This window comes from Bradyrhizobium sp. LB13.1 (genome assembly GCF_054056815.1).
Genome location: NZ_JBSRYQ010000001.1, coordinates 1,448,040 through 1,468,820, shown reverse-complemented (window position 1 = coordinate 1,468,820; position 20,781 = coordinate 1,448,040). Strand labels below are relative to the sequence as shown.

Sequence of the window (20,781 nt, the reverse complement as noted above, 5' to 3'; positions counted from 1 at the left end):
CGGGGGCCTTCTCACGGCCCCGATTTTGGGGCTAATAAGGCCCCGAAAGCTGCTCCCTTGGGGCGCATTTTGCTGCTGTCTGGTCAAAAGCAGCCAAAAACATCGATTTCCAACGAGAAAGCCCATCATGGAACGCGTCGACGCCCACGGATTGAAGATCGCTCCCGTCCTGTTCGATTTCATCGCCAAGGAAGCGGCCCCGAAGACGGGAATCGCGCCGGATGCGTTCTGGGCCGGGCTCGCCGCCATCATCAAGGAGCTGGGGCCGAAGAACCGCGCATTGCTGGCGCTGCGCGACACGCTGCAGGCCAAGATCGACGACTGGCACCGCGCCAACAAGGGCAAGGCGTTCGACCTCAATGCCTATACCGCTTTCCTCAAGGAGATCGGCTATCTCGTCCCTGAGCCGGTGACGCAGAAGGTCGAGACGACCAATGTGGACGAGGAGATCGGCAAGATCTGCGGCCCGCAGCTCGTTGTGCCCCTGACCAATGCGCGCTACGCGCTGAACGCGGCGAATGCGCGCTGGGGCTCGCTCTATGACGCCTTCTACGGCACCGATGCGATCCCGCACGATCCTTCCGAGAGCGGCAAGGGCTACAACAAGGCGCGCGGCGACAAGGTAATCGCGAAAGCAAAAGCGTTCCTCGATGCCGCCGTGCCGCTGGCGACCGGCAGCCACACCGACATCACCGCCTATAGCGTCGTCGCGGGCCAGCTCGCGGTGAAGCTGAAGAGCGGCAACGCCACCGCGCTGAAGAACGCCGCGCAATTCGCAGGCTTCCAGGGCGACGCGGCCGCGCCGAGCGCAGTGCTGCTCGTCAACAACGGCATGCATGTCGAGGTAAAGATCGACCGCAGCAGCACGATCGGCAAGGACGATCCGGCCGGCGTCGCCGACATGATCATGGAGTCCGCGGTCTCCACGATTCTCGACATGGAGGATTCGGTCGCCGCGGTCGATGCCGAGGACAAGGTGCTGGTCTATCGCAACACGCTCGGCCTGATGAACGGCACGCTGACGGCCGATTTCGAGAAGGGCGGAAAGGCGCTGACGCGCTCGCTCAATGCCGACCGCAGCTACAAGACGCCGGATGGCAAGGGCGAGGTCAAGCTGCACGGCCGCAGCCTGCTGCTGATGCGCAATTGCGGTCACCACATGTTCACCGACGCGGTGCTGGACGAAAAGGGCGAGGAGATTCCCGAAGGCCTGCTCGATGCCGCCGTGTCCGGGCTTCTTGCCGTTCACGACCTCAAGGGCAACTCCAAGGTCAAGAATAGCCGCACGGGATCTGCCTATATCGTCAAGCCGAAGATGCACGGCCCCGACGAGGTGTCGCTGACCTGCGAGATCTTCGACCGCGTCGAGAAGATGCTGTCGCTGCCCGAGAACACGCTCAAGGTCGGCATCATGGACGAGGAGCGGCGCACCACCGTCAACCTCAAGGCCTGCATCCAGCGCGCCTCCAAGCGCATCATGTTCATCAACACCGGCTTCCTCGACCGCACCGGCGACGAGATCCACACCTCGATGGAAGCGGGTCCGATGATCCGCAAGAACGAGATGAAGGCGCAGGCCTGGATCAAGGCCTATGAGGACTGGAACGTCGATATGGGCCTGACCTGTGGCCTGCCCGGCCACGCCCAGATCGGCAAGGGCATGTGGGCCGCGCCGGACAAGATGGCGGACATGCTGGCGCAGAAGCTCGCCCATCCGCAGGCCGGTGCCACCACCGCCTGGGTGCCCTCGCCGACCGCCGCGACCCTGCACGCGCTGCACTACCACCGGGTCAACGTCACCGCGCGCCAGCAGGAGCTCACCAAGGGCGGCCCGCGCGCAAAACTCTCCGACATCCTCACTATTCCGGTGTCGAAGTCGAACTGGGCGCCCGACGACGTCAAGCAGGAGATCGACAACAACTGCCAGGGTATTCTGGGCTATGTCGTGCGCTGGATCGACCAGGGCGTCGGCTGCTCCAAGGTACCCGACATCCACGATGTCGGCCTGATGGAAGACCGCGCCACCTTGCGCATCTCCAGCCAGCACCTCGCCAACTGGCTGCACCAGGGCGTCATCACCGAGGCACAGGTGATGGAATCGCTCAAGCGCATGGCGGTCGTGGTCGACAAGCAGAACGCGGGCGATGCCATCTACAAGCCGATGGCGCCGGCGTTCGACGGCACAGCCTTCAAGGCCGCCTGCGACCTCGTCTTCAAGGGCCGCGAGCAGCCGAACGGCTACACCGAATACATCCTCACCGCCCGCCGCCGCGAGGCCAAGGCCAACGGCTGAGCCCGATCGGTCTCATGCCAAAGCCCCGGCTCGCGCCGGGGCTTTCTTGTTTGCGGTAGCACGGTCCGCTAGAACACTGCGAGATATTTCAGCAGCGACACGATACCGATGATGATGACGACAACGCGCGCGATCTGCTTGGCTCGGCCATCCATCGGCAACATGTTGATGAGGTAAAGCACGAGAATGACGACGAGAAAGGTGACGAGTACGCCGACCAGCATCGCTAGGACCCCCCTTTTAGGCAAAGTTGCTGACGGTTTCACAACGCGCAACTCCCGCACCGGTTCCATCGCCGCAACCCTCTGCAACTTCTAGTAAATACGTACTTCTACGATCCGCCGGCCTGCCTAAAACTTTACCCTTTTCCTTTCAGATGCAGAAACCGTTTGGGTCCTGAGCCGCAAACGGCATGCGATTGCCGATTCTTGCGTGCCCCTCTTTTCCGATGTTGCCCGGGGCGACGTCACGAACTTTGCAACGGGAATTGGGGACTTCGATGCTGAATCGTCTGACCGTATCCGCGCTGCTGAAGGCGGTGATCGCGATCACGTCGGTCTGTGTGGTGATCTCGCTCTCGCTTACTGCCTACGAGTCGTGGGATCGCCTCAGGACCGCCAACCGCATCTCGCAGATCGCCGACGCCTCCGCCGATTTGTTCAAGGCGATGCACAATCTGCGCACCGACCGGTCGACCACGTCACGGCTGCTGAACGCGACCGAGCCGATGGACCCCGAAATCGAGAAATATCTGCGGAGCCTGCGCGATGCGCAGATGCCGGCGATGGCTCGCGCGCTCAAGCTGCTGCCTAGCATCGACTTTCCGCAATCGGGCACGATGGTGCCGGAGCTGGCTCGCCTCTACAAGCTGCTGATCGAGGAGCAAACGCAGTTCTGGGACGACGTCGCCAAGGCCAAGGATCAACGCCGGGCCGGCCTGACCAAGGAATACATGGAGACGACCCAAGGCCTGCTCGATGTGCTCGACAGGCTGTCGAACACGCTAGCCGGCACTGTCAACCATCAGGACGCCACGATCGACCAATTGCTGTCGATCAAGCAGAACGCCTGGCTGCTGCGCAACACCGCAGGCGAAGCCTCGCTGATCGTCTCGACCGGGCTGGCGGCGGGGAAGATCACGCCAGAGGGCCGCTACAACTACACCCAATATGTCGGCGGCACGGCGGCGATGTGGAAGGCGCTGGAATTGTCGACGTTTGGCATGCAACTGGCACCGGCGCTGACCTCTGCCGTGGCTGCTGCCAAGACCGCCTATTTCGAGCCGCAATATTTGGCCTTGCGCGACCGCCTTGCGGACGCGCTGGTAAAGAGCGAGAAGCCCGAGATGACCGCCAACCAGTGGAGCCCGCTCACGGTCGGCCGCATGGCAAGCGCGGTCGCGGTAGCGGAAGCCGCGCTCGACGCCGCCAGGACGCATACGCTGGAGCAGCGCAGTGGCGCGCAGCGCGCCCTGATCGTGCAGCTCACGCTGCTAGCGCTCGCCATGGGGCTCGCCGTCGGCGCAATCATGCTGGTCAGCCGCCGCGTCATCACTCCGCTCAACACCATCCGCGATGCCATGCTGAAGGTCGCCGGCGGCGACCTCGCGGTCGACAGCGGCTATCTCGATCGCCAGGACGAGATCGGCGCGCTTGCCGGCGCACTGGAGACCTTCAAGCAGCAGGCCAACGAGAAGCTCAAGATCGAGGCGCACGAGCGCGAGCGCAATGTGGGCGCCACCGCGCGCCAGCGCGCGGTCGAGGCCTATGTCGGCGAGTTCGAGGGCGCGGTGCGCAAGACGCTCGGCGAATTGAGCGAAGCCTCCGGCGAAATGCGCAAGACCTCGGGCGATCTGTCCGCGGTGTCGCGCCAGACCAACGACCGCGTGCAAATCGCCGGCAAGGCCTCCAACGACGCCTCGATGAGCGTCGACAGCGTCGCTGCCGCCGCCGAGGAGCTGTCAGCCTCGATCAACGACATCAGCCAGCAGGCCGCGCACGCCGCAGGCATCGCCAGCCGCGCCGTCAACCAGGCCCGCGAAACCGACAGCACCGTTCAGGGGCTAGCACAATCCGCGGGACGCATCGGCGAGGTCGTAGGTCTCATCAACACCATTGCGGCACAGACCAATCTGCTGGCGCTGAACGCCACGATCGAGGCCGCGCGCGCCGGCGAAGCGGGGCGCGGGTTTGCGGTTGTGGCATCCGAGGTGAAGTCACTGGCGAGCCAGACCGCCAAGGCGACCGAGGAGATTTCGGAGCAGATCGCCGACATCCAGAAGGTCGCCGGCGATGCCATCAACGCGATCCAGGCGATCGGCGGCATCATCGGCGAGGTCAATGAAGTCGCCACCGCCATCGCCGCCGCCGTACAGGAGCAGGGCGCGGCGACCCAGGAGATCACCCGCAGCACGCAATACGCGGCGCAGGGCACCAAGAACGTTTCGGAGAATATTTCCGGCGTAAAGGCCGACGCAGATACCGCAGCCGGGGCCGCCGAGAACGTCAAGCAAGCCTCCGAAACGCTGGAAACGCAGAGTCGCCAGCTCGGTCATCAGGTCAGCGACTTCCTGGGCAAGATCCGGGCGGCGTAGGGCTGCGGGCGCTATCCGCTCACAGTCATCCTGGAGAAAGCCAGGACGACGTGGAAAGAGCTCCCCCTACTCCTTCGCCACCACCGGCACCTGGCGGAATCTTGCGCGCACCGAGTCCGGCAGCGGAGAGAAGTTCATCGCGACGCCGCGACGGTCGTTGGCATTGCGGCTGGCGACCACCAGGCCGTCCGCGCCCGCGACGATGTCGCCCTTGCGCAAGGTGGGATCGTCGTCGACCTTGACCTGAGCGAGCCCGACCGGATCCTTGCCATTGCAGGTGCAGCCCGTCACGATCTCGTTGCGGTACCGGAAGGCGTTCGGCAGCTCGGAATAGGATTTTCCCTTGTCCGTCGTGGCGTCGTCGATGTTGCCGCCATAGACCAGCGAAGTCTCCGATGCCGGGCAGAAGCTCTTGCAGGACTGCGCCTTGCTCTCCGCATCGTTTCCCTGCGCCGGGAAATAGCGACCGTCGCAGCCGCGCACGCAATAGGCCGTGCCGCCGCCATAGGAGGCCCGCTGGCGCGGCGTGTCGTATCGCGGCATGTCATCGCCGGGGAACGGCATGCGGATCTCCGGCGCCGGCCGCCCGCGGAAGCCGCCGAACAGCGCCGAGAAAAAGTCCTCCGCGTGCGCCGACGGCGTCAGCGCGAGGCCGAAGGAGGCGACGGCGAAGAACGCCGCCGCGCCACCTGCCAGTTTGCCGATCGAACGTCTCTTCATGTAACCTCGCTCAACTCTAATTCACGGCCGACGTCGAAATGTTCAGCGCCTGCCTGCCTGAAGGCAACGTCGTCGGTGCCGGGCGCTTGCGCAGGGAATCTCCGCCTCTCGCCATCAGCGGTGCGTTCTTCGGCAGCACCACGACCTTGGCGCCGACATTGACGCGGCTAAACAGGTCGGTGACGTCCTCGTTGGTCAGGCGGATGCAGCCGGACGAAACGAACTTGCCGATCGTGGTGGGATCGTTGGTGCCATGGATGCGGTATTCGCTCGAACCGAGATACATCGCGCGCGCGCCGAGAGGATTGCCGGGACCGCCAGCGACGAAGCGCGGCAGATAGGGCTGGCGTGCGATCATCTCCGCCGGCGGGTGCCAGTCCGGCCATTCCGCTTTGCGGCTGACGCTCTGCACGCCCGACCAGGTGAAACCCTCGCGGCCGACGCCGACGCCATAACGGATGGCGCGGCCCTGGCCGAGCACATAGTAAAGATACGTGTTGTTGGTATCGATGACGATAGTACCGGCCGGCTCGCTCCGGTCGAAGCTGACGATCTGCTTGCGCAGGCGATCGGGCAATGCGGCATCCTCGTCGGAGGTCTGCGACTCCTGACTCGCATAACCCGGCCTGGCATAGCCCTGCGAATAACCCTGATCCTGCGGATAGGTCTGCTCCTGCGGGTACGTATAACCCAGCGTCTGCGCGCTCGCGGTGCCGAACGGCACTGCCAGCAAAGCGGTTGTGAAGGCGAAAGCGGCGATGCGGCGCGGCGGAAAGCGGCGTCGGACTGCAGAGAACTTGGTCATGTGCTGCCCCGTTGGATGCCTGCATCAGGGTGATGCGCTGATCCGATAAACGCGGTCGAGCCGCTATAAGTTCCGCGGCAGGATGCGGCCGCCAAGTCACAGTCAAGCGAGCGTCTCTTCACGAAGCGGCGATGGAACCGGTGGCGCGTTGGTACGTTTCTCATTTCATAGGGCACGCGGACCGAAGCCTTCCGTGCCGGAGAGGTATTGTGCGCGTCCTTCCCAGTGAACGTATAATTCCCGGCAACAGCGAAGGCACACCGCTCCCCGAGCGCCACGGCGAACTTCCGCCAGTGATCCGGCGCACCGAATTCGTCGCATTCGCGCTTGCGGGGCTGCTGCTGATCGCGGTGGTCGCCGTTCTCTATGTCGGAAAGGCGTTCTTCCTGCCTGTCGTGATGGCGTTCGTCACCGGCACGATGCTGTCGCCGGCGGCAACCTTCCTGGAGGAGCGGAAAGTGCCGCGCGGGCTCGCGGCCGCGTCGATCGTGATCGCGGTGACCGCCGTGGTCGGCTTCATCGTCGCGCTGATCGCCTCACCGCTGATGGAATGGAGCTCGCGCCTGCCCGAACTCGGCGCGCAATTGAAGGACAAGCTGCACGTGTTCGACCGGCCGCTGGCGTTGTGGCAGGAGCTGCAGACGATGGTCGGCGGCGGCTCGGACGGCTTGCACAGCTTCCAGATGCCGAAATTCGAATGGGTGCAGCCGACGCTGGAATTTTTGTCGCCAACCTTCACCGAATTTCTGCTGTTCTTCGTCACCCTCATCCTGTTCATCGCGAGCTGGCGCGACCTGCGCCGCGCGATGATCATGACCTTCGGCGATCACGACGCGCGGCTGCGCACGCTTCGAATCCTCAACGAGATCGAGGTCCATCTCGGCAACTATCTTCTGACCGTGACTGTCATCAATGTCGGCGTCGGCATCGGCGCGGGCCTGGTCTGCGCGCTCATCGGCATGCCCAATCCCGCCGGCCTCGGCGCCCTCGCGGCCACCCTCAACTTTATCCCGATTATCGGGCCGGTTGCGATGTTCGCCATTCTGGTCGTGGTCGGACTGGTCACTTTTCCGACCATTGGAGGTGGCCTGATGGCGGCGCTTGCCTTTGGCGGCCTCACCTTCCTGGAGGGGCACTTCGTCACACCAACCATCATCGGCCGGCGGCTGGAGCTCAATGCGCTCGCCGTGCTGCTGGCGCTGGCATTCTGGACATGGCTGTGGGGCCCGATGGGCGCGTTCCTGTCGTCGCCGCTTCTGATCGTCGCGTTGGTCCTGAAGGAGCATCTGCTGCCGACGGATTCGCCGCAGCTCCCACAAGGTTGAGAGGTTTCGATGACGGAACTTCCGTCACGACGAAACGTTCTCCGCCCATCTCAACCGCCAACAGTTCGGAGCTCCCGATGTCAACGTCCGACGGCGAAGCCAGGATGAGAGACTGGACTGACAAGGCCACCGCAGAACGCCTCGAGAAGGAAGTAGCAGCCGTGAAAAACGATATCGCCGCCCTCACCGACCAGATCACCGACGCGCTCAACGTCTTTGCCAATTCTGCCGGCAAGCAGGCCCGCCGCGGCTACCGCCAAGCGCGCGAAAACGTGGATTCGACCTTCGACGACATGTCGGAGCGCGGCAGCGCCATGATGGGCGCAGCGCAAGATGCCTACGGCTCGATCGAGGAGAGGCTGGAAGACGCGATCACGCAGCGACCGCTCGCGACCGTCGGCATCGCGCTCGGCATCGGCTTCCTGATTGGTGCCGCCTGGCGCCGCTGAGGTCGTGAACGGGTTTTGAAATGGCGGCGCTGCGGCGCCGTCGGTGCCGGCATGTGACGATTCGGCTCGTGGGGGTTTGAGGAGCAAGGCCATGTTTCAGCGCATCATCGACGGGATCAGCGCATCCACCGGCACGACTGTGCGGCTGACCTCGTTGGCGGCGGGCGCGGCGCTCGCGCTCTTCATCACGACATGCTTCCTGTGCGCGGCGGCATTCATCTCGGTGCTGGAAAAATATGGTCCGGTGCAGGCTTGCCTCGCCGGTGCCGGCGTTTTCTTTCTGCTGACCCTGACTGCTGCAGTGAGCTATTGGGCCTACAAGCGGCAGTTGCGCAAGCAAGCCCATATCGCGGCCGAGCGCGCCGCGAAGTCGACGGCCGCGAGCATGCTCGCGGATCCCATGCTGCTCGCCACGGGACTCCAAATCGTTCGCGCCATCGGGATCAAGCGGCTGTTGCCGATCCTGGCGATCGGCGGCGTCGCCCTCGGAATCATGGCGAGCCGCGCCGGCGCCGACGAGGCGTCGGCTGAACCTGCCGAGTGACGGCTCAAGCGGGTTAGAAAATTTCGTCGTAAGTCTCACGAGCGCATTTATCGGAATTGGGCACGGACGCCGCCGCGCAATTTTGCGCCATTTGGCACCAATGCCCCCTTCATCACGCAATCGCTACTCGGATAGGCAGGAGGTTGCCGCTACAAGCAGCGCCCCTGATTCCAAAAGCTATTTTTTTCGATGAAACCGTCCGTCAAGGCGAACCTCGCCGCATTCAATCACGACGCCCGGCTCTATTTGACGCTCGGCATCGCCAACTGGTCGATTTTCGTCGACCACATCCCGAACAATGTCGTCAACTTGCTGACGCTGCGAAACTTCGGCTTCAGCGGCGCCGCAGACCTGTTCGTGTTCGTGGCCGGCTATGGCATGGCCATCATTCATGGCAAGATGGCGCTGGAGCGTGGTTACGTCGTCGCAGCGACGCGCATCTTCCAGCGCGTTTGGCGGCTCTACGCCGCCTATGTCGTTCTGTTCGTGATCTACATCGACACCATCGCCTATGTCGCCTCGCAATCGATGGCGCCAGAGATCATCCACGAATACAACATTTCCGGGATCATCGAGCATCCGCTGCGCATCCTGGTACGCGGACTGGTGCTTCAGGAAGAGCCGCTGAACCTCGATCTCCTGCAACTGATGATCCCGCTGATGGCGTTTCTTCCGTTCGCGCTGTGGGGGCTGTTGCGGCGTCCGAACCTAACGCTGGCGGCATCGGTCGCCCTGTACTTCGCGGCGCGCTGGTTCGATTGGAATTTCCGGGTCTATCCGGACCAGGAGTGGACCTTCAACCCGTTCTGCTGGCAGATGCTGATGGTGCTGGGCGGCTGGTTCGCCGTGACCGGCACGTCGGGCCGCGCCCTGCACGGCCTGACCTGGCTGCGCGTGCTTGCAGGCGCTTATCTCGTATTCGCGATGGCGATCACGCTGATGCGCCACTCGCCGACGCTGGCCGTCTACTTGCCGGATATCGTACTCAACAATATCACGCCGACCGACAAGGAAAACCTCGCACCCTATCGCGTGGTCCACTTCCTCGCGCTCGCTTTCCTCGCGACCCATCTGGTCCCGGCCGATCATCCCGGTCTGCAATTGAGGCCGCTCCAGGCGGTCATCAGATGCGGCGAGGAATGGCTCGCCGTGTTCTGCGTCGGCGTGTTCCTGTCCTTTGCCGGACATCTCATCCTGATCACCGGCGCCAATCTGGTGGTGATGCAGATCGCCGTGAGTCTGGCCGGCTTCGCGGCGATGGCCGCGGTCGCGTATTACATCGCCTGGTCGAAGCGGCAGGACCTGCCCGCGGCCTTGCGCCAGCAGGCCTAGCCCGGCACCTTCCGATTCCGCTAGGCCGACCATCACGGCTGCGGTATGCGGAGCGGGAGCGGATTGCGCGAGGAGGCCGGGCGTGGCGATGGTGAAAGGCGGGGGTGAGGGAGCCGACAGCGCGCCCCGGCGCGGCCGGCCAAGGTCGATCGAGACCACCAACGCCATTCTCCAGAGCGCCTATGCGCTGATGGCCACGACCGGCCTTGCCGCCACCACCATCGACGCGGTCGCGCGGCGTTCCAGCGTCTCCAAGATGACGATCTACAAATGGTGGCCGTCTCGCGAGGCGTTGCTGATCGACGCCTTCCTCCAGCATGCCGCGCGGATGCTGCCGCTACCGCCTGCAAGCTCCGGCAGTGCCGCCGCGCGCGCACGCCGCCACGCCGCGGCCTATGCCGAAGCGCTCCAGGGCGAGTTCGGCAAGGTCCAGCTCGCCGTGATCTCCGAATGCATTTCCAAGACCGGCTCAGCCGAGCTGTTCTACGCCCGCTATCTGCAATTCCGCCGCGACACCCTGGTCGAGATGATCGCCGCCGGCCAGAACGACGGCAGCATTCTGGCGGAAGCACCGCCGGAGGATCTCTACGATGCGATCTATGGCGGCCTGTTCTACCGCTACGTCTTCGGCATCGCGCCGATCACGCCGGCCTACGCGCGCAATCTGGTTGACCTCGTGCTGCGGCCGAAGAGCTAGCCTCGCATTACCGCACCGGCCGGATCGGTGCTGAAAGCTTGTCAGTGCGGTCGCGCTCGGTCATGTCCTCGACCGTGTCCATCGGCGCGGTCAGCTCGTAGACATAGGAGACGTCGGTGAAATAGCGCTTGGCGGCGCCGCCGAGCGCCTCGGGCGCGACGCGGTCGAGCAGGATCAGGCCGAAATCGGAATCGGGACGGCGCGTCGCCTCGCTGGTGTTGAACTCCTCCCAGCGGAAATGAAAAACCTCGCCAGTCCCCTCGCTCGTCACCGTCCAATTGGCGGTGATGTGCGGATGCTTGCCGACCAGCGACAGGCCCTCGTCGGAGTGCGAGGCCAGTTCGAAGAACAGCAGCGACAGGCTCTGCGCAGCGCGCGCGCTGACTGCGATATCCGGACCGGTGACGGCGATGCGGTCGGCGTGCGGGATGGCGCGCGCCTCGAACAGGCCCTTCAGCTTGACGCCCTGCCACTGGCTCTCGCTGAGCAGCGAGACGACGTTGGACATGGCGTGAATGCGGCCGATCAGGAGTTCACGCGCGACATCGATGTCGGAGCCATGGCGCAGCGTGCGCGTCACGATCGACTGGATCACCGCCAGGATGTTCTTGACCCGGTGGTTGAGCTCGTCGATGACAGCCGTCAGCCGGCGCTCGAAGCCGATTCTGACCTGGATTTCCCGGCTGAGCCGCAGATTGTTGTAGGCGACATAGCCGAACAGGCCGCACACCATCGCGGTGATCGCAAAGCCGATCGCCGCCACGATGATCGCAGTCTGCTCGGCGCGGCGCGCCGAGTTGGTCTTGGCGTAATAGCCGAGCTGCCAGTCGCGACCGCCGAAGCTCACCGTGCGCGTCGCCGACGGCGCCGGCCCATCCGCCGCCGTCGTGCGGGCCGAGACCACGCCTTGATCGTTGGCGACAAGCTCGCCACCCTCCCTGCGCGGATCCTTCAGCGCGACCGCGAACAGCGACATGTCGTCATTGGTCAGCATCAAGGAGGCGAGCTCGTAGGAAAATGTGATGAAGCCCACCGGCTCCGTCGCGCCCTCGGGGATGACCGGAGCGGCCACGATGATGCCGACCGGTCCGTCGCCGCGCAGGAGAGGAACCGGCTCGGAGGCAACCGACCTCTTCTCCACTCTGGCGCGTGTCAGCATGGCGCTGCGCACCTGATCCTGGTCGTAGCTGCGGCCGGGCAGCGCCTTGGTCTCATTGCTGCGCGGTTCGAGGTCCATCAGCACGTCGATCGGCTGAGTGACACGCGCCGGATCGATCGGCTTGTCGTCATAGCTGCGGATCTGCGGATTGGGGAAGCCGGCGCTGGCGATGGCGGCCTGCGCTGCGGCAAGCTCGTCCGGCTTCAGGCGGGCGACCCAGCCGGCCACCACGAAATCGGTCTTGAAGGCGTAGATCGCCGAGCGCAGCGGCTCGAGCATGTTCGGTTTGAGCACCGACGGCGTCCGGAACAGGCCGGAGGCAACCCGCGCAAGCAGTTCGCGCTCGGTGAGCCGGTCCTGGACCAGGCTCGCATGGACGTCGATCGCGCGCGCCAGCGCGATCCGGTCCAGCGCCAGCTCCTGGTCGTGGACGCGATAGGCCGCAAGCCCGGAGAGCAAGGCTCCGAGCAGGGCGATGAAGCCGATGATGAAACCCAGCCGGACCACGCGACTACTCAGGCGAAAGCGGGAGGTCGGCAATAAACAAGGAACATATGAACGCCGCTCGAACGGCCATGTGCCGAAACAGGGTGAACCCCGGTGGCCGAGATAATGAAGGAGGAGGCATCAGTACGCAACTTGGGTCGCCTGAAAAGCATAATCCGCTCGGCCGATGGTCCGGCCGGGATGGTTCGGCTCCCGGGCACCGGAGGTAGATAATCGCCCTGTCCGAAATTGGTTCCGCGGATGGCTCCGCCCACTGGGCGTTAACGGATAGAAACGCCTGCGTTAAGTCGTCGCGTCGGTCAGCTGTCCCGTTTCAAGCCGCCTTTGGCCTCGATAAAGCCGATGATGCGGTCGAGCCCCTGGCTCTTCTTCAGGTTGGTCATGACGAACGGACGCTCGCCGCGCATCCGCCTGGCGTCCGTCTCCATCTTTTCCAGCGAGGCGCCGACATGGGGCGCCAGGTCGATCTTGTTGATGACAAGGAGGTCGGACCGGGTGATGCCGGGGCCGCCCTTGGACGGGATCTTGTCGCCGGCCGCGACGTCGATGACGTAAATGGTGAGGTCGGCGAGCTCCGGGGAAAAAGTGGCAGCGAGGTTGTCACCGCCGGATTCGATCAGCACGAGATCGAGCCCGGGAAACTTGGCGCGCATGTCCGCCACCGCGGCGAGATTCATCGAGGCATCCTCTCGGATCGCGGTATGCGGGCAGCCGCCGGTCTCGACCCCTGCAATGCGATCCGGCGTCAGCGAGCCCGAGCGCACGAGGAATTCCGCATCCCATTTGGTGTAGATGTCGTTGGTGATCGCGGCGATGTCATAGCGCTCGCGCATGGTCTTGCAGAGCAGGTCCATCAGCGCGGTCTTGCCCGATCCGACCGGGCCGCCGATGCCGACACGCAAGGGGCCGTGAGACGTAGCCATCGATTCTTTCCTATCGTTGTCCTGGCGACTGCGGAATGTACTGGCCAGCAATCATGATCTGAACAGCCGCGTATATTGCGTTTCGTGCCGCAGGCTGGCGAGGTCGGCGCGAAACGTCGCGCTGCCGAGATCGTCCAACGTCGCATTCAGCGCACGATTTGCCGTCGCGGCAACCGCGGCTTCCAGCTTCACCAGCACGCGCTGGCTGTCGGTCTGGCCGAGCGGGATGAGCCGGCTGGCCGCGGAAATCCAGTTCGAGACCAGCGCATGCAGGAAGCCGTGCAAGGTCGGCGCCAGCGGCACGCCATGCACGGCAGCGACGACGCCGACGGCGACGGGATAGACCAGCGGCGTTCGGCATGCCCCAACCATGGCTTCCAGCCCGTCGGCATCCCAAGCGGCGCGGGCGATGTCGATGAAGGCGCGCCCCTGCGACGTCGTCTCCAGCTGCCGCTCGCGCGACGGCACAAAGGCCGCGGCGAGCTCGGCGATATCGCTCAAGGTGGCGCCCTCGTCCGCTTCAGTGGCGCGATAGGCGTGGACCAGAAACGTCGCATCGCAGAAGCCCGAGCCGTCGCGGAGCATTGCGTCGAGCCAGTCCGCCAGCGTCGCTGTGTCCGCGATGTCTCCGGCTTCGACCGCCCATTCGATGCCGCTGGAGTAGGAAAAGCCGCCGACGGGAAACGCCGGCGACAGCCAGGTCATCAGCCGGTACAGCGCCGCCGCCTCGCGCCCCGCGAGATCTCCGGCGCCGACCGGCTCATTTGTGGTCGTGAGCATGCTTGTGGCCGTGGTGATGGTCGGGGTGATCGCAATGCTCGTCGTGGTGATGATGATCGTGGCTGTGACCATGGTCATGCGCAACATGGTCATGCGTGTGGTCGTCGTGTCCATGTGCGTGACCGGCATCGGCATAGGCGCCGCCTTCGGGATCGAACGGCGCCTCGATCTCGATCACGCGCGCACCGAGGCCCTTCACCATGGCTTCGATGACGTGGTCGCGGCGAATGCGCAGCCCCTTGGCCATGATCTGCGTCGGCAGATGGCGATTGCCGAGATGCCAGCCGACGCGGATGAGGTGGTGCGGATCCTGGCCGCGGATCTCCAGCAGCGGCTCGGGCGCGGCGACCACCTCGACCAGCCGACCGTCCTCCAGCACCAGCGCATCGCCGCCGCGCAGCGCAACGGCATTCTCCAGGTCGAGCAGGAAGGCGAGCCCCCTCGTCCCCGTCATCGCCATGCGGCGGCGGTGCCGATCGTCGAAATCGAGCACGACTGTATCCGCCGGCGCTTCTGTGAAGCGGTGTAGTCCCTTGACCTGCGTCGCCCGGATCATGCGCTGCTACCTCAGAGCTTCTCGACGTTGCCGTCGCTGATGATCTCGATCACCGTCGGCGCCGTCTTCATCTGCGCGGAATATTCGCGCCACACCTTCATGTGCGGCGCCTTGGCATGCGCCGTGAGATCGTCGCGGGTCTCCCAGCGTTCGACCACCACGTATTGATTGGGGTTATTGACACTGACACTACCGTCGTAGGAGAGGCAGCCCTTCTCCTTGAGCGTCTCGACGGTGCAGGCCTTGTACCCCTTGATGAAGTCGTCCTTGTTTTCCGGCTTCATGGGCGTGGTGGCGATGACATAGATCATGAGGGTTATTCCCTGTTGTTCTTGTTAGCGTATGTCGACCTTCTCGGGCGTGATCACTTCGATCTTCGGCGGTGCCGTGAAGCACTTCACCGCGACGCGGCCGAATGTCTTCATGTGCTCCTGGCCGCGATGCGGCACCAGCGCCTCGGCATTCTCCCACTGTTCGACGAACACCATCTTGGCGGGATCGGTGACACTCTCGTGCAAATCATAGGCGATATTGCCGGGCTCTTTCCGGGTCTCCTTGATGCAGGCAGTGGCAGCTGCAATGAATTCGGCGCGCGTTTCGGGCTTGATGGTCAGGGTGGCAACGACGTAGATCACGAGAAATCCTCCCGGCTTTTCTTTTGGGTTCAAGATACCGGGCGGGACATTAGACCAGGCGGGATCGAACGCAACACCGTAAATCCGCTCCCCCGGAGGCGCGCCGTGGGCATGTGTCGAGGCGCTATTTCAGTACATGAAATATCGCTGCGCCATCGGCAGCACTTCGGCCGGCGCGCAAGTGAGAAGCTCGCCGTCGGCGCGCACCTCATAGGTCTCCGGATCGACCTCGATATTGGGCGTGGCGTCGTTGTGGATCATGCTCTTCTTCGAGATTTTTCCGCGGGTGTTCTGGACCGCATAGAGCTTCTTGTCGATGCCGAGTTTTCGCGCGAGGCCGCCGGTGATCGCGGCCTTCGAGGTGAACACCACGGAGGACGCGGTGCGCGCCTTGCCGAAGGCACCGAACATCGGCTGGTAGTGCACCGGCTGCGGCGTCGGGATCGAGGCGTTGGGATCTCCCATGGGCGCGGCGACGATCATGCCGCCCTTGACGATGCAGTCCGGCTTGACGCCGAAGAAGGCCGGCGACCAAAGCACGAGATCGGCGAGCTTGCCCTTCTCCACCGAGCCAATCAGCTTCGAGACGCCATGGGCGATCGCGGGATTGATGGTGTATTTGGCGATATAGCGCTTGACGCGAAAATTGTCGTTGTCCTTGCCCTTGTCCTGCGGCAGCGAGCCGCGCTGCTTCTTCATCTTGTCGGCGGTCTGCCAGGTGCGGATGATGACTTCGCCAAGGCGGCCCATGGCCTGGGAGTCCGAGGACATCATCGAGAGCGCGCCGAGATCGTGCAGGATGTCTTCGGCGGCAATCGTCTCCTTGCGGATACGGCTCTCGGCGAAGGCCAAATCTTCCGCGATCGAGGGATCGAGATGGTGACACACCATCAGCATATCCAGATGCTCGTCGATGGTGTTGCGCGTGAACGGGCGCGTCGGGTTGGTCGAGGACGGCAGCACGTTCTTCAAGCCGGCGACCTTGATGATATCTGGGGCGTGACCGCCGCCGGCACCTTCGGTGTGGAAGGCGTGGATGGTGCGGCCTTTGAGGGCCTTGATGGTATCCTCGACGAAGCCGGATTCGTTCAGCGTGTCGGTGTGGATCATCACCTGGATGTCGTAATCGTCGGCCACCGACAGGCAATTGTCGATGGCAGCCGGCGTCGTGCCCCAATCTTCGTGCAGCTTCAGCGCACAGGCGCCGGCCTTGATCATCTCGACCAGCGCGGCAGGCCGCGAGGCGTTACCCTTGCCGGAGATGCCGAGATTGACCGGAAAGGCGTCGAACGACTGGATCATCCGCCCCATGTGCCACGGCCCCGGCGTGCAGGTGGTGGCGAACGTGCCGTGCGAGGGGCCGGTGCCGCCGCCGAGCATCGAGGTCACGCCAGACATCAGCGCGTGCTCGATCTGCTGCGGACAGATGAAATGGATGTGACTGTCGAAGCCGCCGGCGGTGAGGATCTTGCCCTCGCCCGCGATCACGTCGGTGCCGGGACCGATGACGATGGTGACGCCCGGCTGGATGTCGGGATTGCCGGCCTTGCCAATACCGGCGATCATGCCGTCCTTGATCGCGACGTCGGCTTTCACGATTCCCCAGTGATCGACGATCAGCGCATTGGTGATGACGGTATCAGCCGCGCCCTGCTTGTTGGTGACCTGTGATTGCCCCATGCCGTCGCGGATCACCTTGCCGCCGCCGAATTTCACCTCCTCGCCGTAGGTGGTGAAATCCTTCTCGACCTCGATGATGAGGTCGGTGTCGGCCAGCCGCACCCTGTCGCCGGTGGTCGGACCGAACATGTCGGCATAGACGGAACGCTTTATTTTGACGGACATCACAAGCCCCGTTTGCGTTTGAATTTCGGATCGGTGCTCACAGCGAGGCCCTCGCTGTGAGCACCATGTCGTCGAATGTCGTATCGAGCCAGGCGTTGTCGCCGCGGCAGCCCGCGACCACCTGCTCGGACCAGCCGACGTAGTCGGTGAGGTCGTCACGCTCTTCGGCGGCTGGATCGGAATGAATGCGCGCGCCGATGTTGCTGATCTTGTCGGCGATCTTGATCAGCCTGGCACCGGCCGACTTTTTCGGTGCTTCGATCACCTGCCGACGCCGTCGCTCGGCCTTCGGCAGGCTCATGTCGTCGGTGCACTCGACGACGAGTGACGCGACACGGTCGGAGAATTTTTGCGCGAGCTCCTCGCGCGTGGTGTCGGTGTCCTCGATCGCATCATGCAGCCAGCCGGCCGCAACGAGTTCGGCGTCGGCGCCATCGGTCGCTGTCGCAAGCAGGTTCGCGACCTCGGCGAGGTGATTGATGTAAGGCTCATGACCGCGGCCCTTGCGCGCCATCCCGTTGTGGCGGCGCGCGGCGAACTCGGCGGCTTCGGAGACGAGGCGGACGGGTGACAGCATGGCAAAGACCTCCGTTTTCGTCTCAACCGTGCCGTGCCGCGCTCGTTCCTGTGGAGCTCACAGCTTCCCCATCACGTCGCCGCGGAAGCCGTAGATGGTTTTCTTGCCGGCGACGGCGACGAGCTGGACGTCGCGGGTCTGGCCGGGCTCGAACCGGACGGCGGTGCCGGCGGCGATGTCAAGGCGCATGCCGCGGGCCTTCTTGCGGTCGAACTTCAGTGCCGGATTGGTCTCGAAGAAATGGTAGTGCGAGCCTACCTGGATCGGACGGTCGCCGGTGTTGGCAACCGTCAGCGTCACGGTCTTGCGGCCGGCATTGAGCTCGATCTCGCCGTCCTTGATGAAGAGTTCGCCGGGGATCATGCTCTCGCTCCTACCTGATCGGCTCGTGCACGGTGACGAGCTTGGTGCCATCCGGAAACGTCGCCTCGACCTGGATGTCGTGGATCATCTCGGGGATGCCGGGCATCACCTGTTCACGGGTGAGGACCTGCGCGCCGGATTGCATCAGCTCAGCGACGGTGCGGCCGTCGCGCGCGCCTTCGAGGATGAAATCGGAAATGATCGCGATCGACTCGGGATGGTTGAGCTTGACGCCGCGATCCAGCCGGCGGCGGGCCACGATGGCCGCCATCGAGATCAGAAGCTTGTCCTTTTCGCGGGGAGACAGGTTCATGCGAAATCTCTTCCGTTCAACGCATCAATTCAGCCGGTCAGTTCAGCCAGAGCCTCGGCAGCGCCGCACCGCTGCGCGCCAGCACGGTCATCATGTCGGCACGCAGGCGCGCCGCATCTTGGGCACAGAACCGCGCCATTGCAAAGCCATTCCAGGCGGACATTCCGACCTCGCCGGAGAATGAGTCCGACGCTTCCCGGATGCGCTCGATCAATGCCTCGTCGCCGGGCACGATCAGCGCCGTGCCGATCGCCGCGCCGCTTTTAGCCATCGCGGATCGCGCGAGTTTTGCGCCGATATTGCCGTCGAGCCTGACGGTTTCCGCGAACACGAGCTTGCCGCCGCGGGAGAGCCGCCAACGGTCGACGAATTCGCCCTGCTCCACCCGCTCGCCCATGGCGGTGCGGCCGAACACGACGATCTCGCAAAGCAGGAGCGAGGCCGTCTCATCGAGAGCGACGTCGAAGCTACGATGGACGCGGGCGCGATCGAACAGAATCGTCTCTTGCGGCAGCCATCCGATATGCGCACCCGCGGCGATCTTCAAGGCGATATTGAGCTGCGCCGCCGCTCCGGGGGCACGATAGACCTTCTCGGCCGCCGCCGTGGTCAAGGTCAGGCGCGAACCCTCGCCCGCGGCAATATCGATATCAAAATTGTCCCCGCCGGCAACGCCGCCGGCCGTGTTGACGAACACGCCGGAGAGGCCCTCGTCTTCCGGAGAGGGAAAGCGGACGCGCAGGGAGCCGGATTCATGCAAGATCCCTCGCCGCGTCACGCCGTCGCGCGCGTGGACGTCGAAGCGCACTACGCCACGGGCGCGGTTGGCTTCAAACACCGAAGATGTCGTTAAAACGTCGCTGCGCATCCGTCTCCCCAGCCGGCCGCGGCAGAAATTTTGGGATTACAGCGCCATCTGGCGGCTGATTTCGGCCGGGTCGAGATTGGAGCGGTCGCAGGTGAACTTCACCGCGCCGCGATCCATCACCGCAAAACTGTCGCCGAGTTCGCAGGCAAAGTCGAGATATTGTTCGACCAGCACGATGGCGATGTTGCCGAGGTTGCGCAGGTACGAGATGGCGCGGCCGATGTCCTTGATGATCGAGGGCTGGATGCCTTCGGTCGGCTCGTCGAGCAGCAGCAGCTTTGGCCGCATCACCAGTGCGCGGCCGATCGCGAGCTGTTGCTGCTGGCCGCCGGAGAGATCGCCGCCGCGCCGGCCGAGCATGGATTGCAGCACCGGGAATAGCGAGTACACGTCGTCCGGAATGTGCCTGTCCTCGCGCCTGAGCGGGCCGAAGCCGGTCTTGAGATTCTCCTCGACCGTCAGAAGCGGAAATATCTCGCGCCCCTGCGGCACGAAGCCGATGCCCTTGCGCGCGCGCTCATAGGGCTTCAGGCCCGTGATGTCGCTGCCGTCGAGCACGATCGCGCCCGATGAGATCGGATACTGGCCGACCATGGCGCGCAAGAGCGAGGTCTTGCCGACGCCGTTGCGTCCGAGCACGCAGGTCACCTTGCCGGGCTCGGCCGCGATCGACACACCGCGCAGGGCCTGCGCCGCGCCGTAGAACAGGTTGATATCCTTGACCTCGAGCATCGTTCAGCGTCCCAGATAAACTTCGATGACCCGCTCGTTGGCCGAGACCTGGTCGATGGTGCCTTCGGCGAGCACGGTCCCCTCGTGAAGGCAGGTGACCTTGACGCCGAGCTCGCGCACGAACGTCATGTCGTGCTCGACCACCATCACGGTGTGGGTCTTGTTGATTTCCTTGAGCAGTTCGGCGGTGAGATGCGTCTCGACGTCGGTCATGCCGGCGACCGGCTCGTCGACCAGCAGCAGCTTCGGATCCTGCGCAAGCAGCATGCCGATCTCGAGCCACTGCTTCTGGCCGTGGCTGAGGCTGCCGGCGAGACGATTGCGGGCATCGGTGAGGCGGATCGTCTCCAGCACCCTGTCGATGCTCTCGGCTTCGGCGGTGCTGCCGCGCCAGAACAGCGTGCCCCTGACGCTGTGGTCGACATTGAGCGCCAGCAGCAGGTTGTCCTGCACGGTCTGGCTCTCGAACACGGTCGGCTTCTGGAATTTGCGGCCGATGCCGAGTTCGGCGATGCGGGTCTCGTCGAGGCGCGTCAGGTCGGTGACGCCGTCGAACAGCACCGTGCCTTCGTCGGGCTTGGTCTTGCCGGTGATGATGTCCATCATCGTGGTCTTGCCGGCGCCGTTCGGGCCGATGATCGCCCGCATCTCGCCGGGCTCGAGCGTCAGCGACAGGTTATTGATGGCATGGAAGCCGTCGAAAGAGACGTGCACCCCGTCGAGATAGAGCATTGCGGAAGTGGCGCGGGTGTCCATGACGTTCAT

23 protein-coding genes are annotated in these 20,781 nt (G+C 64.2%); 7 read left to right on the top strand and 16 right to left on the bottom strand.

Annotated features, from left to right (window positions below; genetic code table 11):
* Positions 1–127: 127 nt before the first annotated feature.
* Positions 128–2,293: a malate synthase G gene (locus ACVWYI_RS06860; protein WP_456661571.1), complete on the top strand. Its 2,166-nt coding sequence runs from the start codon at positions 128–130 to the stop codon at positions 2,291–2,293.
* A gap of 68 nt (positions 2,294–2,361) precedes the next feature.
* On the opposite strand, the gene ACVWYI_RS06855 is transcribed toward ACVWYI_RS06860, so the two are convergent.
* Entirely contained in the window at positions 2,362–2,517 is a 156-nt protein-coding gene (locus ACVWYI_RS06855) for a Thivi_2564 family membrane protein (protein WP_007599832.1), read from the bottom strand.
* 275 nt (positions 2,518–2,792) lie between these two features.
* On the opposite strand from ACVWYI_RS06855, the gene ACVWYI_RS06850 reads away from it, so the two are divergent.
* Positions 2,793–4,886 carry a methyl-accepting chemotaxis protein gene (locus tag ACVWYI_RS06850; RefSeq protein ID WP_456651604.1) on the top strand — a complete coding sequence of 698 codons (2,094 nt, stop codon included), beginning with the start codon at positions 2,793–2,795 and terminating at the stop codon, positions 4,884–4,886.
* A gap of 66 nt (positions 4,887–4,952) precedes the next feature.
* On the opposite strand, the gene ACVWYI_RS06845 is transcribed toward ACVWYI_RS06850, so the two are convergent.
* Both ACVWYI_RS06845 and ACVWYI_RS06840 read right to left on the bottom strand, forming a co-directional pair.
* Positions 4,953–5,606 carry a DUF2865 domain-containing protein gene (locus ACVWYI_RS06845; RefSeq protein WP_456661570.1) on the bottom strand — a complete coding sequence of 218 codons (654 nt, stop codon included), beginning with the start codon at positions 5,604–5,606 and terminating at the stop codon, positions 4,953–4,955.
* Positions 5,607–5,622: 16 nt separating this feature from the next.
* The gene (locus tag ACVWYI_RS06840; protein ID WP_456661569.1) at positions 5,623–6,411 is read right to left on the bottom strand and encodes a L,D-transpeptidase; all 789 of its coding nucleotides are present in this window, start codon (positions 6,409–6,411) and stop codon (positions 5,623–5,625) included.
* 209 nt (positions 6,412–6,620) lie between these two features.
* Here ACVWYI_RS06840 and ACVWYI_RS06835 point away from each other — a divergent pair, with 209 nt between their 5' ends.
* The 5 genes from ACVWYI_RS06835 (at position 6,621) to ACVWYI_RS06815 (ending at position 10,758) form a co-directional block, all read left to right on the top strand.
* On the top strand, positions 6,621–7,736 hold the full coding sequence (locus ACVWYI_RS06835) for an AI-2E family transporter (RefSeq protein WP_247446303.1): 1,116 nt from the start codon (positions 6,621–6,623) through the stop codon (positions 7,734–7,736).
* Between the two features lie 77 nt (positions 7,737–7,813).
* Positions 7,814–8,185, top strand: a complete 372-nt coding sequence (locus ACVWYI_RS06830; protein ID WP_456661568.1) for a DUF883 family protein — start codon at positions 7,814–7,816, stop codon at positions 8,183–8,185.
* Between the two features lie 91 nt (positions 8,186–8,276).
* Positions 8,277–8,729: a hypothetical protein gene (locus tag ACVWYI_RS06825; RefSeq protein ID WP_456661567.1), complete on the top strand. Its 453-nt coding sequence runs from the start codon at positions 8,277–8,279 to the stop codon at positions 8,727–8,729.
* A 189-nt stretch (positions 8,730–8,918) separates the two neighbouring features.
* Positions 8,919–10,061, top strand: coding sequence for an OpgC domain-containing protein (locus ACVWYI_RS06820; RefSeq protein ID WP_456661566.1), 1,143 nt, complete (start codon positions 8,919–8,921; stop codon positions 10,059–10,061).
* Positions 10,062–10,149: 88 nt separating this feature from the next.
* Positions 10,150–10,758 carry a TetR/AcrR family transcriptional regulator gene (locus tag ACVWYI_RS06815; protein WP_456664488.1) on the top strand — a complete coding sequence of 203 codons (609 nt, stop codon included), beginning with the start codon at positions 10,150–10,152 and terminating at the stop codon, positions 10,756–10,758.
* Positions 10,759–10,765: 7 nt separating this feature from the next.
* On the opposite strand, the gene ACVWYI_RS06810 is transcribed toward ACVWYI_RS06815, so the two are convergent.
* The 13 genes from ACVWYI_RS06810 to urtD form a co-directional block, all read right to left on the bottom strand.
* Positions 10,766–12,424 (bottom strand): CHASE domain-containing protein, encoded by a 1,659-nt coding sequence (locus ACVWYI_RS06810; protein WP_456661565.1) that lies wholly within the window; start codon positions 12,422–12,424, stop codon positions 10,766–10,768.
* 299 nt (positions 12,425–12,723) lie between these two features.
* Positions 12,724–13,347: an urease accessory protein UreG gene (gene ureG / locus ACVWYI_RS06805; RefSeq protein ID WP_247343779.1), complete on the bottom strand. Its 624-nt coding sequence runs from the start codon at positions 13,345–13,347 to the stop codon at positions 12,724–12,726.
* Between the two features lie 51 nt (positions 13,348–13,398).
* A complete protein-coding gene (locus ACVWYI_RS06800; protein ID WP_456664487.1) occupies positions 13,399–14,127 on the bottom strand; it encodes an urease accessory protein UreF in 729 nt (242 codons plus the stop codon).
* Positions 14,108–14,683: an urease accessory protein UreE gene (locus ACVWYI_RS06795; protein ID WP_456661564.1), complete on the bottom strand. Its 576-nt coding sequence runs from the start codon at positions 14,681–14,683 to the stop codon at positions 14,108–14,110. Before ACVWYI_RS06795 ends, ACVWYI_RS06800 begins: the two co-directional genes overlap by 20 nt.
* Positions 14,684–14,694: 11 nt before the next feature.
* Entirely contained in the window at positions 14,695–14,994 is a 300-nt protein-coding gene (locus tag ACVWYI_RS06790; RefSeq protein WP_456661563.1) for a putative quinol monooxygenase, read from the bottom strand.
* A gap of 24 nt (positions 14,995–15,018) precedes the next feature.
* Positions 15,019–15,318, bottom strand: a complete 300-nt coding sequence (locus ACVWYI_RS06785; protein ID WP_247343788.1) for a putative quinol monooxygenase — start codon at positions 15,316–15,318, stop codon at positions 15,019–15,021.
* Positions 15,319–15,447: 129 nt separating this feature from the next.
* Positions 15,448–17,163, bottom strand: coding sequence for an urease subunit alpha (ureC, locus tag ACVWYI_RS06780; RefSeq protein WP_456661562.1), 1,716 nt, complete (start codon positions 17,161–17,163; stop codon positions 15,448–15,450).
* Positions 17,164–17,200: 37 nt separating this feature from the next.
* Positions 17,201–17,740 (bottom strand): HD domain-containing protein, encoded by a 540-nt coding sequence (locus tag ACVWYI_RS06775; protein ID WP_456661561.1) that lies wholly within the window; start codon positions 17,738–17,740, stop codon positions 17,201–17,203.
* Positions 17,741–17,797: 57 nt separating this feature from the next.
* On the bottom strand, positions 17,798–18,103 hold the full coding sequence (locus ACVWYI_RS06770) for an urease subunit beta (RefSeq protein ID WP_354044689.1): 306 nt from the start codon (positions 18,101–18,103) through the stop codon (positions 17,798–17,800).
* A 10-nt stretch (positions 18,104–18,113) separates the two neighbouring features.
* Positions 18,114–18,416: an urease subunit gamma gene (locus tag ACVWYI_RS06765; protein ID WP_247343801.1), complete on the bottom strand. Its 303-nt coding sequence runs from the start codon at positions 18,414–18,416 to the stop codon at positions 18,114–18,116.
* Between the two features lie 37 nt (positions 18,417–18,453).
* Positions 18,454–19,284, bottom strand: a complete 831-nt coding sequence (locus ACVWYI_RS06760) for an urease accessory protein UreD (RefSeq protein ID WP_456661560.1) — start codon at positions 19,282–19,284, stop codon at positions 18,454–18,456.
* Between the two features lie 36 nt (positions 19,285–19,320).
* Complete coding sequence (gene urtE, locus ACVWYI_RS06755) at positions 19,321–20,016, bottom strand: urea ABC transporter ATP-binding subunit UrtE (protein WP_354103049.1); 696 nt, start codon at positions 20,014–20,016, stop codon at positions 19,321–19,323.
* Positions 20,017–20,019: 3 nt separating this feature from the next.
* Positions 20,020–20,781: an urea ABC transporter ATP-binding protein UrtD gene (urtD, locus tag ACVWYI_RS06750; protein WP_456661559.1), complete on the bottom strand. Its 762-nt coding sequence runs from the start codon at positions 20,779–20,781 to the stop codon at positions 20,020–20,022.

Excerpts from the sequence above, each read along its gene's own strand:
- ACVWYI_RS06855 (WP_007599832.1), bottom strand. The coding sequence starts at position 2,517 with ATGCTGGTCGGCGTACTCGTCACCTTTCTCGTCGTCATTCTCGTGCTT.
- ACVWYI_RS06815 (WP_456664488.1), top strand. The coding sequence starts at position 10,150 with ATGGTGAAAGGCGGGGGTGAGGGAGCCGACAGCGCGCCCCGGCGCGGC.
- ACVWYI_RS06770 (WP_354044689.1), bottom strand. The coding sequence starts at position 18,103 with ATGATCCCCGGCGAACTCTTCATCAAGGACGGCGAGATCGAGCTCAAT.
- urtE (WP_354103049.1), bottom strand. The coding sequence starts at position 20,016 with ATGCTCGAGGTCAAGGATATCAACCTGTTCTACGGCGCGGCGCAGGCC.
- ACVWYI_RS06760 (WP_456661560.1), bottom strand. The coding sequence starts at position 19,284 with ATGCGCAGCGACGTTTTAACGACATCTTCGGTGTTTGAAGCCAACCGC.
- ACVWYI_RS06795 (WP_456661564.1), bottom strand. The coding sequence starts at position 14,683 with ATGATCCGGGCGACGCAGGTCAAGGGACTACACCGCTTCACAGAAGCG.
- ACVWYI_RS06840 (WP_456661569.1), bottom strand. The coding sequence starts at position 6,411 with ATGACCAAGTTCTCTGCAGTCCGACGCCGCTTTCCGCCGCGCCGCATC.
- ACVWYI_RS06850 (WP_456651604.1), top strand. The coding sequence starts at position 2,793 with ATGCTGAATCGTCTGACCGTATCCGCGCTGCTGAAGGCGGTGATCGCG.
- ACVWYI_RS06830 (WP_456661568.1), top strand. The coding sequence starts at position 7,814 with ATGTCAACGTCCGACGGCGAAGCCAGGATGAGAGACTGGACTGACAAG.
- ACVWYI_RS06800 (WP_456664487.1), bottom strand. The coding sequence starts at position 14,127 with ATGCTCACGACCACAAATGAGCCGGTCGGCGCCGGAGATCTCGCGGGG.
- ACVWYI_RS06765 (WP_247343801.1), bottom strand. The coding sequence starts at position 18,416 with ATGAACCTGTCTCCCCGCGAAAAGGACAAGCTTCTGATCTCGATGGCG.
- ACVWYI_RS06825 (WP_456661567.1), top strand. The coding sequence starts at position 8,277 with ATGTTTCAGCGCATCATCGACGGGATCAGCGCATCCACCGGCACGACT.
- ACVWYI_RS06845 (WP_456661570.1), bottom strand. The coding sequence starts at position 5,606 with ATGAAGAGACGTTCGATCGGCAAACTGGCAGGTGGCGCGGCGGCGTTC.
- ACVWYI_RS06860 (WP_456661571.1), top strand. The coding sequence starts at position 128 with ATGGAACGCGTCGACGCCCACGGATTGAAGATCGCTCCCGTCCTGTTC.
- ACVWYI_RS06775 (WP_456661561.1), bottom strand. The coding sequence starts at position 17,740 with ATGCTGTCACCCGTCCGCCTCGTCTCCGAAGCCGCCGAGTTCGCCGCG.
- ureC (WP_456661562.1), bottom strand. The coding sequence starts at position 17,163 with ATGTCCGTCAAAATAAAGCGTTCCGTCTATGCCGACATGTTCGGTCCG.
- ACVWYI_RS06790 (WP_456661563.1), bottom strand. The coding sequence starts at position 14,994 with ATGATCTATGTCATCGCCACCACGCCCATGAAGCCGGAAAACAAGGAC.
- ACVWYI_RS06820 (WP_456661566.1), top strand. The coding sequence starts at position 8,919 with ATGAAACCGTCCGTCAAGGCGAACCTCGCCGCATTCAATCACGACGCC.
- ureG (WP_247343779.1), bottom strand. The coding sequence starts at position 13,347 with ATGGCTACGTCTCACGGCCCCTTGCGTGTCGGCATCGGCGGCCCGGTC.
- urtD (WP_456661559.1), bottom strand. The coding sequence starts at position 20,781 with ATGAACGTCATGGACACCCGCGCCACTTCCGCAATGCTCTATCTCGAC.